This is a genomic window from Polaribacter sp. AHE13PA (assembly GCF_019278505.1).
Classification (GTDB): domain Bacteria; phylum Bacteroidota; class Bacteroidia; order Flavobacteriales; family Flavobacteriaceae; genus Polaribacter.
Map to the genome: position 1 here is coordinate 870,722 of NZ_CP058985.1, position 14,635 is coordinate 885,356.

Consider the following 14,635-nt stretch of genomic DNA (forward strand, 5'->3'; position numbering starts at 1 on the left):
TTAGATCAATTAATTCCCCTTTTTTATTTATTACACAGACACCCTTAATTTTAAGGGTGTTTGTTTTTATAAAACTTATTTTAAAATGAAGAAATCCTTTTTAGTACTCTTTTCTTTTTTGATGTTTGCTTGTAATTCTAATTCTTCAAACGAAGTAATTCTTTCTGATAATGAAGAGATTCCATTAACAAAAGAAGAAGAAATAATTAAAATATATAACGAATCTGTTTTACCTTTATTTAAAGAATATTCAGATACAGAAATACCTACACAGTTTAAGATAGATAAAAACGATTTAGGTATAAATGCAGGAGCAGCTTTTGGTTATGTAGAAGTGAGTCAGGGTTTGGTAAACTTAACCAAAGAAGATATTCAATTATTTGCTTTAACACATGAAGTTGCTCATATTGTAACTATAAAACAAGCAAGGCTTTTTGATTTACAAGGAAGTATCCCTAAAGGTACTGTAACAAATGATTATAAAAAAGCAGAATATTTAGCAGACTTAATAGCTATCCATTTAATTAAAACCAAACAGAATAAAGAGTTTAATTTGTTAACCTCTAATTTTCTTTTTTTGCAAGATTTATTGGGTGCTACTACTTTTACACATCCTTCTGGAAGTGATCGAATTAATTGCATAAATACTTATTTGGAAAACACTTTGGTTACTAGCAATGAGATTGCTTTAAAAAATACGTTTCTAAACATATGGCAAATGGAGTAGTGATACCTTGTTAGAAACCAATTATCAAAACTAATTGAAGGCTCGGTAATGGTTTTATAGTCATTTAAGATTATTGTAATAATTAAGATATTTCTTAAATGTAAATATTATGAACGAAAAATGATGCTTTTAAAATTTTTTTAAAAAATAAGATGTTTATTCTTTAGGATTCTTTAGATCATTTATTTTAAAGCTGTACCATAAGTTTTTTAGGGAATATATTAATCCTTTTACAATGCCGACTGATATACCCAATGATCATTTTCCTTTGAAAAAAAGGAATTTTCATGTATCAGATTTAAAGATCCATTTTCGTAAAAATATGCTTTAAATTCAACCGTATTTTCTGTAGATTCTAAAACATCTAGTTTTACCCATTCTACGGATTTTGTCCAAGTTAATATTTCCTTTTTTTCGAGGTTAGAGGGTCTAGTTGTACTATGGTGACTTTTTTGTAGGTAATCAATATTAGCCATAACAAATGCACTATATCTTGAACGCATTAAAATTTCTGGGGTAGCTACAGTATGTATATTTTGATGCGCTTTTTTACAACAATCAACATATAACTTGGATGGATTACACGGACATTTCATTGTTTATTCTTTGCTAATACAATATTTCCTTTTAAGTAGAAGGATTTAGTGAATTATTTAATGCAAATATAAAGGTATATCATCTTATTAGTATAGCTTAAATTACTATAAATTGATAGGGCAGCAAAACAATATATTTTTTGTAAAAATGAAGTTGTTCGTTTAATTTGATTAACAATTAGACTAACAACTTAATTTTACTAAACAAACCTATTCGTATGTAATAATAAACATTTTAGATACACCCTAAAAGGCACTTCACTATCTTCTTCATCAAAATTACGTTGAGACACTAATTTATTTTCTAATGGCTCATAGATTTCAGATTTCATATTACTACCATTAAATTTAGAGGTCCAGTAAACCAATTTTTGTAGGTTAAGGTTTCTAAATTCTTCGGATACTTTTTTCGAAAAATCACAACCACTAATACTTAATACTTCAAGCTGTGTTAATGACGCTAATTCAACAGGTAAAACAACTTGTTTAAAATTGTTTATTCCTAAAACACGTAGATTTTTCATATGGGCAATCCAGATAGGAATTTTTTCTTCTTTATGATGTGCTCTGATAAAAAGTGTTTCTAAATTTAATTCAGAAATCGATTCAGGGTATATACCTCCATTTTCATTTAAGCCTTCTAACCAAAGATGTTTTAAAGAATTCCAACGCGATATTACTTCAATACTTTCATCACTAATATGATCACATTGTATCAGTTTTACCGCTTCAATAGTTTCAACGTTTAGGTTGTCTATGGTTTTAACAGCCACACTCTGCATTATTAATTTTTTAAGCTGAGGCAATGTTACCGCAGGAAAAGCATCAAAACCTCTGGCTTCAAATACATCTAAAAATTCAAGGTTTGGTGTCTGGGTTAATAAACGTTCTAAAGCTTCAGTAGTTCCGTTATAACTATCTATTTTTAATACTTTTAAATTTTTATGTTGGTGAGCAGTTAATGCATTGTTATGTTCTGGCTTATTTTTTTTAAACGTAATGGTAAGCTCTTTTAAATTTATAAAGTTTTTTAGTAAACTCTCTAACTGACTCACATCACTAGTAAAATGATACGATTCAATTTTCTCTGGATGTCTAAAGGTTTCAAAATTTAAGACATTATTTACATCATTATTTCTATGTCCAAGATTAAATTTAGCAGCACTAATTACCGCATAGAATTCCTGTAAATTAAGAATTGGTGTGGCTTTAACTTCCACATTAAACACATCAAACTCTTCTGTTCCTGCTTTTATGCCTTTAATTTCAGAAATAGTTAAATTGGTTATATGCTTAGGTAAATGGTCAGTGTCTACAACTAAAGCACTAGCATTTTTAATTGTCAAGTTTTCTAACTGCTCTATTTTTGAAAACACATTAGGAAAAATTCTAACAGCTAATTTTATATCTCTAGTATTCGACTCTTGAAACCTGTATAATTCTACATTTTTTAGTTTTGTACATTGCTCAATCCCTTCTAAAAGCCAATCTAGTTTATGCTCTAGTTTGTAATTAAGCGTTGTTAAGTTTTTAAATGCAGCTAACGCTGTTTTATGTGGAATTTCTGGTGCTTCACAATCCACTGTTATCTTCTTTAAATCAGGGAAAAACGACGCGTTATCTAACACAAAATTAAGTAGTTTGGGTGAATCTATTTCTATAGATTCTCGCAGATTTACTTCCGTTATTGGTGTAATATTAGTTTCTTCGCTATATGTAATTTCTGTTACTAATTTAGGTCTAGGTACATCTTCAAAACATCTAGACGCATCGCCAAAAAACAAGGTAGCTGATAAGGAATCTATCTTAGGTGCAATAAGCTCAAAATATTCTAATTTTGGTAAATCCTCAAAACCACTAGGTAAGCTATCTATGCTTTTAGATAAAATCTGAAACTTTTTTAGTTGCTTTAAATGACTAACATCTTTAGGTAATGCTGTTAATTCATGTAAGTAAAACAATTCTATACGTTTTAAGGTTGCCGGAAACACGACCTGAGACAGGTCTTGGACACCTACATAACGTAGTTTGAATACCTTTAATTTCGTAAGATTTGTAAGCCAATTAAAATCGGTTAGATTCATATTAGGAATAATTTTTTCAATCCAATAATCACCTTCTATATGTAATTTTTTTAAGGATGTTAACTGAGACATTGTACTTGGAAACCTTTTTAAACAAGGCGCAATAAGCTTTAGTTTTTTTAATTTTGATAAATTACCAAAATCCTCTGGTAGTTGTTCATAATCACCTTCTAGATCTATTTCTTCTAAAGACGTTAATTTTGATATCTCATTAAGAATACTATCATAGGTATTGCCTTCTCCTTTTAAATGGATTTCTAAACTTTTTACGCCATTAAATCGTCTTAATATATGAGGATGTTCTAGCAAGCGATCTAAGAAGTCTGTTGAAAGATGAAAAGATCTCATTTCTCTATTCTTTCTCGTCATTAGATCAAATAATTTAAGAAGATCTAAGTCTTTAGATAGCAATCCATATTCTAAAAGAGAAATCATTCTATAGTCGTGCCTTCCTGTTTGTGTTATTTTTTTTCGGCTTTTAAAGGCTAGTTGCAAAGCTTCTGGAGCTTGTTTTTTTATGATGTTAGCACACTCTGCTCTATTTTTCTTATCTGTTGTTGCTTTTGCAATCGTAAAAATTTCGTAATAAAAATCTTCTGGAAAGTTTTTAGACTTTTTAATCTCTTCATAATATTCATCCATTTTATAATAGGTGAATTCAGGGATTTCTGTTGGTTTTACCATAGTAATCGTTAATTTTTAAGGTATAAATTTCTTTTGGAAACAGGGTTTTTAGGTTGCGGTTCGCTGTAAATTATTCTTTTTAGCTACACCCTAAAAGGGACTTCACTATCTATATCATCAAAATTACGTTGAGACACCAACTTATTCTCTAATGGCTCATAGATTTCAGACTTCATATTGCTACCATTAAATTTAGACGTCCAATACACCAATTTTTGTAGGTTAAGGGTTCTAAAGTCTTCGGCTACTTTTTCAGAAAAATCACAACCACTAATACTTAATACTTCAAGCTGTGTTAATGTGGCTAATTCAACAGGTAAAACAACTTGTTTAAAATTGTTTAGACCTAAAACACGTAGGTTTTTTATATTGGCAATCCAAGTTGGTATTTTTTCCTCTCTGTTATGTGCGCTGATAAAAAGTGTTTTTAAATTTAACTCAGAAATCGATTCAGGATACGTGTTACCATTTTCATCTAAACCTTCTAACCAAAGGTGTTTTAGAGAACTCCAATGCGATATTGCTTCAATACTTTCATCGTTAATATGATCACAATGTATCAGTTTTACCGCTTCAATAGTTTCAACGTTTAGATTGTCTATGGTTTTAAGCGCGACACTCTGCATTCTTAATTTTTTAAGCTGAGGCAAATTTACAGCTGGAAAAGCATCAAAGCCTTTGGCTTCAAATATCCCTAAGAATTCAAGGTTTGGTGTGTGTGTTAATAACCGCTCTAAGGCTTCGGTAGTTCCGTTATAATCATCAATTCTTAACACTTTTAAATTGGTGTGTTTAAAGGCCGTTAATCCATTATTATGTTCTGAATTGGCCTTCTTAAATGTAATGGTAAGTTCCTTTAAATTTATGAAGTTTTTAAGTAAGCTATCTAACTGATTCACATCACTGGTAAAATCAAACGATTCAATTTTTTCTGGATGTCTAAAGTTTTCAAAATCTAATACATTATTGACATCATCATTTCTATGTCCAAGATTAAATTTAGCCGCACTAATTACTGCATAAAATTCCTGTAAATTAAGAATTGGTGTGGCTTTAATTTCCAGATTAAACAGATCAAAAGGTTCTGTTCCTGCTTTTATTCCTTTAATTTCAGAAATAGTTAAATTGGTAATATGCTTAGGTAAATGGTCAGTGTCTACAACTAAAGCACTCGCATTTTTAATCGTCAGGTTTTCTAACTGTGCTATTTTTGAAAACACATTTGGAAAAATTCTAACAGCTAATTTTATATCTTTAGTATGCCACTCTTGAAATCTGTATAATTCAATATTTTTAAGATTTGTACATTGCTCAATCCCTTCAAAAAGCCAGTCTAGTTTATGTTCTAGTTTGTACTTAAGCGTTGTTAAATTTTTAAATACAGCTAATGATCTTTTGTGTGGGGTTTCAGGCGCTTCACAATCTACAGTTATCGTCCTTAAATTAGGGAAAAATAATGCATTATCTAACACGAAATTAAGTAGTTTGGGCGAATCTATTTCTATAGACTCTCGCAGACTAATTTCCGTCATTGGTGATATATTAGTTTCGCTATATGTAATTTTTGTTTCTAATTTAGGTCTAGGCGTTTCTTCAAAACATCTAGACGCATCTCCAAAAAATAAGGTAGACGATATGGAATCTATCTTAGGCGCATGAAGTTGAAAAAGTTCTAATTTTGGTAAATCTTCAAATCCGCTTGGTAAGTTATCTATGCTTTTAGATAAAACCTCAAACTCTTTTAGTTGCTTTAAATTACTAACATCTTTAGGCAATGCTATTAATTCATCTAAGCCAAAAAATTCTATAATTTTTAAGGATGCTGAAAACTTGACTTGAGATAGATCTTGAACGCCGATAAAACGTAGTTTCAACTCTTTTAATTCAGTAAATTTTGTAATCCAATTAAAATCAGTTAGATTCATATTGGGAGTAGATTTCCCAGTCCAATAAGCGCCTTCAATACGTATTTCTTTTAAGGATGTTAACTGAGACATTGTACTTGGAAACCTTTTTAAACAAGGCGCAACAAGCTTTAGCTTTTTTAAATTTGATAAATTCCCAAAATCCTCTGGTAGTTGCTCAAACTCACCCTCGAGATCTATTTCTTCTAACGACGTTAATTTTGATATCTCTTTAATAATACTATCATACTTATTACCTTGATCTTTTAAATGGATTGTCAATTTTTTAACACCGTTAAATCGGCTTAATATATGAGGATGTTCTAACAAGCGATCTAAAAAATGTACCGAAAACCAAAAAAATCCCAGTTCTCTATTCTTTCTCGTCATTAGATCGTGTAATTTAATAAGTTCTAAGTCTTTAGATAGCAACCCGTATTCTAAAAAGGAAATCATTCTAGCTGCGTTCCTTCCTTTTTGTGTAATTTTTTTTCGGCTTTTAAAGGCTAGTTGCAAAGCTTCTGGGGCTTGTTTTTTTATAATGTTAACACACTCTGCTCTATTTTTTTTATCTGTTGTTGCTTTTGCAATCGTAAAAATTTCATAATAAAAATCTTCTGGAAAGTTTTTACACTTTTTAATATCTTCATAATATTCATCCATTTTATAATAGGTGAATTCAGGGACTTCTGTTGGTTTTGTCATAGTAATCGTTAATTTTTAAAGTATATTTTTTTTTTTGAAAACAGGGATTTGAGTTGCGGTACGTTGTGCTTAAATTTCTTTAGCAGTACAGATCATATTTTTCATATCTGTTATCAAAATCTTCTTTTAAGATTTTATTTTTAGCTAATGCGTGAAATTTAGACGATTTCATATTGTTTCCATTAAATTTTGAATACCTGTAAATTAAATCCTCTAAATTCAAATTCTTAAATTTATCAGACACTTGTACTGTAAAATCACAGCTTCTAATGCTCATTATTTTTAATTGGGTTAATTCGGCTAATTCTTCCGGTAATGGGGAATACTTAAAGTTTTCTGTACCTAAAACTCGTAAGGATTTCATTCTGCCTATCCATTTTGGGATTTGTCTTTTAGTTAAAAATCCATCAATAAAAAAGGTATCTAAATTTAAGTCCGAAATGGTCTCTGGGTAGGTTTCAAGATCTTGACTAATGCTTTCTAACCAAAGAAATTTAAGCGTTTTCCAATGTGATGCCGTAACCATAGCATTGTAACCAAAATTGTCACACGATAAAACTTTAAAAAGTTCTATGTTGGGCACTGTTAAGTTTTCTATAGACTGTATATCATCGCTATAAAATAATTTTAGCGTTTTTAGTTTATTTAAAGTAACCTTAGGAAGATTTACAAGGCCTACACAATCGTAAATTTCTAAAAACTCTAGATGAGGCGTATGTTCTAATAATAATTTAATAACACTAGTGTCACCATTAAAATTTTTAATAGTCAAGTTCTTTAAATTATGGTGTGTATAAGCGGTTAAACCGTTGTTTTGTTTGGCATTATCTTTATTAAAATCAATGGTTAGTGATTGTAAATTACAAAGTGTTTTTAATGCTTTGTCTAAGCCTTTTACATTACTATTAAATATAAAATCTTTAAAGCTTTCAGGGTCTTTAAAATTATCAAAATCCAAAGTCTCATTTTTAACACTGTTTACATCGTCTAACTTAATTTTTTTAGCACGTATTACCGAATAAAATTTTTGCAATGCGGTAATAGGTGTACCTATTACTTTTATATGATTTACCTCAAAATCTTCTACACCTGGCTCAATGACTTTTATATCTGTAATGGTAAGACTGTCTGTCTTTATAGGTAAATAATCTGTATTTAAAACTAGTGCTTTTGCACGGTGTACTTTTAAGGTTTGCAAATGCTCTATCCTAGAAAATGCCTGAGGAAAATTAGTAACATCAGCGTTTGTTATTTCAGCATCAGTCCTATTATATATTCCATAAATAAGAACGTCTTCTAGCTTTTTACATTCGTGAATATCCTCTAAAACCCATTCTAAATGATGCGCTAATCTATACTTAAGGTTTTTAAGTTTTTTAAATGCAGAAAGCGTATGTGCACTTCTTCTTTTTGGTGCATCACAATTAATTTCTATCTCTTTTAAATTAGTAAAAGACAAGGCATTATCTAATACAAAACTAAGAAGCTCTGGATGGGTGAAATCAATTCTTTTTAGCTTAGTTACAGGTGTTTCACCATAAGGTATAAACTCTGTATACAAACCTAGCAAACGTTTAATATTGGGTCCAAAAATAAAAGCAGCAGGAACTTTTTTTAATTTAGATAAATGAATAGCTTCTAAAACCTCTAAGGTTTTAAATTCACTAACAGATGCAGGAAAGTGTTCTAGCTCCCTCATACCACTTAGCCTTAATGTTTTTAGTTTTGGTAAGTGACCAAGTGTTTCGGGTAAAGCGGTTAGATTTTCTAACCTAAAAAGCTCTAATTTTTTTAAACTTGCCGGAAGCTCAACATTAGAGAGATCTTGCACTGTAAAAGAACCTATTCTTAAATGCTTTAAACTTGTAAGTTCTGTAAGCCAAATAAAGTTAACGATGTTAGGGTTAGGATCGTCATCACCATAACGAAAATCTCCTCTAAACTCCAACTTTTTAAGTGCTTTTAACTTGGTTATTCCTACGGGAACCCATACCAAATTAGGTGCTGCTAGTATAAACTCTTTTAAGTTAACTAATCGTTCTAGTTCTTCTGGTATGTATTTATAATCAATGTCAAGCTCAAGTTTCTCTAATGAAGAAAGTTGCGTTATGTTGTTTACAACGCTACTAAAACTTTCTTTCTGTCTAGAGGTGCTAATTGTTAATTCTTTAACACCGTTAAACTGACTTAAAAGACGTGGTGTTTCTATGAAAAGTTCAATAACTTCTTTACTTCTATATTCAAGCGAAAGCGTTAATCGCTTACAAACAAGTGTGTATAGTTTACAAAGGTCTAAGTCTTCTGAAAGTACGCCGTACTCTAATACAGCAATCAGTTTCTTGTTAAAAGATTGAGAATCTTGTATTGTCGTTATTTTTTTTCGACTCTTAAAGGCGAGTTGTAAAGCTTCTGGTGCCTGTTTTTTTATGATATTGGTACACTCAGTTCTAATCTGCTTGTTTTTAGTAGATTTAGCAAGTACAAAAATCTCGTAATAAAAATCTTCTGGGTAATTTTTACAAGCTTTAATTTTTTCAAAAGATGTTTCATCTTCATAAAAATTGAAACCAAGTTCGTGCTTAGCAAGTATCATAAGGTTGTTTTATTTTGGTTTTACAAACCTATTTTAAAAGTAGATGTAATTTATCACTGTATTCTGTGATATTAATAATACACCTTCATTTTAAAAAGTTAAACCTTTACAAAAAAATATCACTAAATACCGTGAGTAAAAAAAGTTGAAGTACTTTTATCTTGCCACTAATTATAACTCCTTTTTTTGATAAGGTTTATAATCAGCATTTATAATTGATTTAAAGAATTAAAAGATATGATTCCAGTAGAAGACGCTAAAAAATATATAGAAAAATATAAAAAACCAGAATTAGATAGGTTTGACTTTCGTCCATTTTCTGAACCTTATAGAGTTTTAGCTAAAATATTAGGAGGTTTTGATAAAGGTGAAAGAAGAAACTATTATAATGTAAGTGATTTTGTTGCTATTTTTGACAATCCAATTACGATAAATCCTTGGAGAACCGAAGAAGGAATGCGTTTAGGAATACAGTTGTATGGTATTGTTCAAACTCCATATTTAGCCGATATGTGGGACTTTATGGATACGTTACCTTATCAAAGAGGATATGACAGAAAAGCTTTTAGATCTGTAAAAACGCAAGATACATTACGTAATAAATTACAGTTTTTTACACAATTTTTACGATTAAGTAGAAGGGGGTTTGGCGGCTTAACATTGCAAGAACAGTTTCAATACAGCACGTATTTTCCAGGTTCAAGTAGTTATTTCTTAGCAACCTTACTGCATAATGGAGATGGGATGTTTGATGAGTTATTAGACGATATTATTCAGTCTGAAGATGAAATTGGTGGTATTAGTATAGATATTATAAAGGCGTTATTACTTTCTGAAAACGAAAAGCATTGGGAAATGGTTGGTAAGTTATTACTCGCAGCCCAACGTCAAGAAGGTTTAAGGCAAACTATTTTAGAATCTTTAGATGAAGCTGGTCTTGGTGCTTTAAAATATATGATTAATATCGTTTTAGAAAACGACCTTACACGTTTTAGTAGTGTTACTAGAGCAGTAAGTACTTGGTTTGGTTTAAATTGGGATACGCCTAAAAAATCGGTAATCAATAGAGTTTTAGAATTGTCACAATCTTTAATTTTAAACTTAAAAGAAGTCGATACACTTCTTAAAAGTAAAGATAATTTAGAGGTTTTAGTCGCTTTATGGTCTATTGCAATTTTAGATGTAGACAAAGCCAATGCCAAAGCGTTAGATCTTGTGTATACATCAGAAGATAGAAATAAAAAGATTTTAGCATTATATTTTATATCTAAAACAGACAGAACAAACGATTCTTTAGTTGCTTATTTTAAAAAAGAAATTGGTAAAGATTATGCTTTAGATCATTGGATGGCAGTAAATTTACCACACAATACTTCATTAGATAATGACACTTTTTCAAAATTATTTGATGTAGCAAAAGCAGCAGAAGAAAAAGGTAAAACTTTCGAAACTAAAATATTCTCTTGGTGGAGTTTTACACCTAACTCTTATTATTTTTATCAGTTTCTTTTAAGTGGATCTACAGAAGAGCAATTAGAATTAATGGCGAACGATTTAGAACTGTTGCCAACAGAATTTAGAGAGAGTTACATTCGTAAAGTTTTCCCTATAGATTACAGTTATTCTTTTTACAATTATCAAAAAGATTCAGAGAAAAAAGAACCTTTAAATTTTGATAAAAATTCTTGGAAAAGAGCTTTAGCAAGAAAAGCAATTTATAACAGAAACGAATTGTTAATGGCTACCGGACTTAATTTGTTTAGTAGAATGCATCTTTATGATGAAGATTTAGAAATTGCAGAAGATTTATTAAGAAGAAAACATAAAGATTTACGCACCTCTTTAATTCAGTTATTGGTAAAATTACCAGCAGATCGTTTAAGAAACAGTGCTACAAATTTGGTAACAGCAAAAAGTATAGATCAACGTTTAGGTGGTTTAGAAATGTTAACGCTTTTACACGACGATAATAGACAGTCTAACTTTGTAGAAGACCAAATACGTATCTATAACGAACGACCTAGAATTTCTAAAAATGAACAGGTTTATTTAGATAAATTTTCTGACAATGCAGAAGAGTTTAATTATAGTAATGGTTTTGGTGCTATAGATTATGATAACTTAACACCGTTATACATACCACAATCTCGTTTCGAAAAAAAGACCAGTTTCTTCGATAAATTAGGCATTACCACTTCCGATTCAGCAGGGTTTAAATTTAAAGAATTTATAGACGCTAATAAGATTGTAAAAGAGGTAAATAAGTTAATAGCAATTGTTACTAAAAACAAACATTTCGAATATCAAGCAGAACTATATAGAGGAGAAATAGCAACCACTTATATAGAAAAAGGGATTCGTAGTATAAAAAAATTAGGTGATGATGCTACTGCAGAAGATCATTTACAGAACCTTCCTTTAGCAAAATTATGGATTGCTTGGTACGAGCAAAGTAAATTGAATGATTTTGAAATGCACGCTGCAATCCGTTATTTAACTCACCATAATAATCCATTTGGAGATTACAAAGAATTAGGCGCTTTTGCAAGACAATATTATCCAGATTTAGGCGGATTAAATTTAGATAAAGAAGATAGTTACAACTCAAAATCTGAAGCTTATAATGAAATTTTACAACGTTTATATAAAGTTTATGTAGAAGAAAAAACAATAGCTAATTTTAAGCTAGATGTTATGGAAGATATGATTGCTAATTTTCCAGACAAGCTTAAGCTAGTACAATATCAAACCTCTAATTACCGCTATAATAAAAAAACGTACAATTGGGCAAACATCATTTTACCACTTGTACCAAGTTTAAGTATTAATAATTTAGAACTTCTTACAGAAGAACAAGTTCAAAAATATTGGAGCTTTTATATGTATTTAGTTGCGCAAGATATTGAACATCCTAATACTACTGCAGATGTAAAAGTAATAACAAAACAATTCAGTAGACCAGGAATTGTACCATTCCCAAGTATTGCAGTAACTTTAAGACTTTATAAAAAAGGATTAATTAACGATGATGATTTATGTTTTCAAGCCTTACATTCTCGTGAATTAATGGTCATTATGGACGGTGGTTTTAATTATAGAATGAATTATAAATGGATAGAAAGAGACAGCGTACCTAAGCACGTATTAGCACCTTTAAAAACCAATTTATTAGAAACAGAATTAGAACGTGGAGATTTAGAAACCACTGCTACAGGTTACATGAGTGGTATTCATCGTGTAGAAGGTGTAGATTATGTATTTAGAATTTTAGAACGTTTAGGTAAAGATAATTTTGAACGTGGTTATAGTTATTATGGAGAGAGTAAAAAAACTATTTTTAGTGCTATGCTTAAAAAATCTCTATTTAAAGATACTGAAAGTTATGCGGATTTTGCTGCACGTGCAGATGCTTCTAAAGTTACTAAAAAACGTTTGATAGAACTTGCCTGTTATGCAACACAATGGACAGGTGTTATTGGCGAATATTTAGGATTAGAAAAATTAGAAGATGCCGTTTGGTGGTTTCAAGCACACGCTTCAGATCGTATGAATAGCGAACAAGAAACCATTATTTCTCGTTATTCTAACATTCCAAAAAGCGATTTTGCACTTGGTGCCATAGATGTAGATTGGTTTAATAGAGTGTATAAAACCATCGGAAAAACCAATTGGAAATTATTACATGACGCAGCCAAATATATTTCTGACGGAAACGGACACCGACAAGTAAAATTATATTCTAGCGTAATGTTAGGCGAAGTAAAAATCACCGAAACATTAAAGAAAATTAAAGACAAACGAGATAAAGATTATGTGCGTGCTTTAGGCTTAATTCCGTTAAGTAAAACCATACCAGAAAAAGATTTACTAAAGCGTTACAACCTATTGCAAGATTTCTTAAAAGAAAGCAAACAATTTGGAGCGCAACGTCAAGAAAGTGAGGCTATTGCTGTAGAAATTGGTTTAGACAATTTATCTCGTAACGCAGGTTATCAAGATCGTGTACGTTTTAGTTGGGCAATGGAAGCAAAGGCTACTCAAAAAATTATGGAGAATTCTAAAATTTCCATAGAAGAAACGGAGGTAGAATTGGTCATTAACAATCTTGGTAAAACAGATATTAAAGTTACAAAAGGAGGGAAGTCATTAAAAAATATTCCTGCCAAATTACGTAAAGACAAACAAGTAATTGCTTTAAAAGAAAGCAAAACATACCTTTCTAGACAATACAGTAGAACTCGTTTATCATTAGAAAATGCAATGGTAAATGAAGATGAATTTACAGCACTAGAAATTCATAATATGATGCAACATCCTATTGTAAAAGTAATGTTGAGTAAATTGGTAATGTATGTTCCAGAAAAAGAAATTTCTGGTTTTTACAATGAAAGTGTTTTAACAGATGCTAGCGGAAAAATGCATCAATTAGAAGAAAACGACCTTTTAGTTATTGCGCACGCCTCTCATTTATACAAAGCTATAGAATGGGATATGTATCAGAAATACTTATTTGCAGAGCGTTTAACACAGCCTTTTAAACAAGTATTTAGAGAGTTGTATTTAGTTACCGATGATGAACGCGAACACAGCAATCGTTCCGAACGTTACCAAGGACATCAAATTCAGCCTAAAAAAACCATAGCACTTTTAAGAAGTCGTGGTTGGACGGTTAGTATGGAAGAAGGTTTGCAAAAAGTATATCACAAAAAAGGTTTTATAGCAACCATGTATGCTATGGCAGATTGGTATTCGCCCTCAGAAGCAGAAGCGCCAACCATAGAAGATATCTGTTTTCATTCTGTAGATACATATCAAAGAATTCCGCTTACCGAGATTCCGTCTGTAATTTTTAGTGAAATTATGCGAGATATAGATCTTGTGGTAAGTGTTGCACATGTTGGTGGTGTAGATCCAGAAGCAAGTCATAGTACTATGCAAATGCGTGCTGCTTTGGCAGAAGAATCGGCAAGATTATTCAAGCTTAAAAACATTACCGTTAAAGAACGTTTTGTGTTTATTAAAGGAACCTTTGGCGAATACAGTATTCATTTAGGAAGTGGTCAAGTAAGTAAAAACGGATTAGCATTGTCTATAATTCCGGTGCATAGTCAGCACAGAGGACGTATGTTTTTACCCTTTGTAGATGACGATCCAAAATCGGCAGAAATTATTTCTAAAATGAAGCTTTTATCCGAAGATAATAAAATTCAAGATCCAACAATTTTAGCACAAATAAATAGCTAATATAAAAATAATAAGGGCGTTACCTCGCTTAGGCGAGGTCGGGCTTTCTGTTGCAAGTCCTCGTGCTAACGCACTGTGGGCTTTCCACGACAATCCCT

The 14,635-nt window shown here is 30.8% G+C and carries 6 protein-coding genes; 2 read left to right on the plus strand and 4 right to left on the minus strand.

Going from position 1 to position 14,635, the window contains the following annotated elements; translation table 11 throughout:
* Positions 1-85: 85 nt before the first annotated feature.
* Positions 86-727: a hypothetical protein gene (locus tag H0I28_RS03715; RefSeq protein ID WP_218760551.1), complete on the plus strand. Its 642-nt coding sequence runs from the start codon at positions 86-88 to the stop codon at positions 725-727.
* A 230-nt stretch (positions 728-957) separates the two neighbouring features.
* Here H0I28_RS03715 and H0I28_RS03720 read toward each other — a convergent pair whose 3' ends face one another.
* From H0I28_RS03720 to H0I28_RS03735, 4 genes are all read right to left on the minus strand, one after another.
* The gene (locus H0I28_RS03720) at positions 958-1,323 is read right to left on the minus strand and encodes a YchJ family protein (RefSeq protein WP_218760552.1); all 366 of its coding nucleotides are present in this window, start codon (positions 1,321-1,323) and stop codon (positions 958-960) included.
* Positions 1,324-1,523: 200 nt separating this feature from the next.
* Positions 1,524-4,091 carry a hypothetical protein gene (locus H0I28_RS03725; protein ID WP_218760553.1) on the minus strand — a complete coding sequence of 856 codons (2,568 nt, stop codon included), beginning with the start codon at positions 4,089-4,091 and terminating at the stop codon, positions 1,524-1,526.
* 83 nt (positions 4,092-4,174) lie between these two features.
* The gene (locus H0I28_RS03730; protein WP_218760554.1) at positions 4,175-6,700 is read right to left on the minus strand and encodes a hypothetical protein; all 2,526 of its coding nucleotides are present in this window, start codon (positions 6,698-6,700) and stop codon (positions 4,175-4,177) included.
* A 79-nt stretch (positions 6,701-6,779) separates the two neighbouring features.
* On the minus strand, positions 6,780-9,293 hold the full coding sequence (locus tag H0I28_RS03735; protein ID WP_218760555.1) for a hypothetical protein: 2,514 nt from the start codon (positions 9,291-9,293) through the stop codon (positions 6,780-6,782).
* A gap of 237 nt (positions 9,294-9,530) precedes the next feature.
* Between H0I28_RS03735 and H0I28_RS03740 the strand changes: the two genes are divergently transcribed.
* Positions 9,531-14,537 carry a DUF4132 domain-containing protein gene (locus H0I28_RS03740; protein ID WP_218760556.1) on the plus strand — a complete coding sequence of 1,669 codons (5,007 nt, stop codon included), beginning with the start codon at positions 9,531-9,533 and terminating at the stop codon, positions 14,535-14,537.
* Positions 14,538-14,635 lie beyond the last annotated feature (98 nt).

Bases quoted from the DNA above. Each gene is read 5' to 3' on its own strand.
- H0I28_RS03725 (WP_218760553.1), bottom strand. From the start codon at position 4,091: ATGGTAAAACCAACAGAAATCCCTGAATTCACCTATTATAAAATGGAT.
- H0I28_RS03740 (WP_218760556.1), top strand. From the start codon at position 9,531: ATGATTCCAGTAGAAGACGCTAAAAAATATATAGAAAAATATAAAAAA.
- H0I28_RS03730 (WP_218760554.1), bottom strand. From the start codon at position 6,700: ATGACAAAACCAACAGAAGTCCCTGAATTCACCTATTATAAAATGGAT.
- H0I28_RS03715 (WP_218760551.1), top strand. From the start codon at position 86: ATGAAGAAATCCTTTTTAGTACTCTTTTCTTTTTTGATGTTTGCTTGT.
- H0I28_RS03735 (WP_218760555.1), bottom strand. From the start codon at position 9,293: ATGATACTTGCTAAGCACGAACTTGGTTTCAATTTTTATGAAGATGAA.
- H0I28_RS03720 (WP_218760552.1), bottom strand. From the start codon at position 1,323: ATGAAATGTCCGTGTAATCCATCCAAGTTATATGTTGATTGTTGTAAA.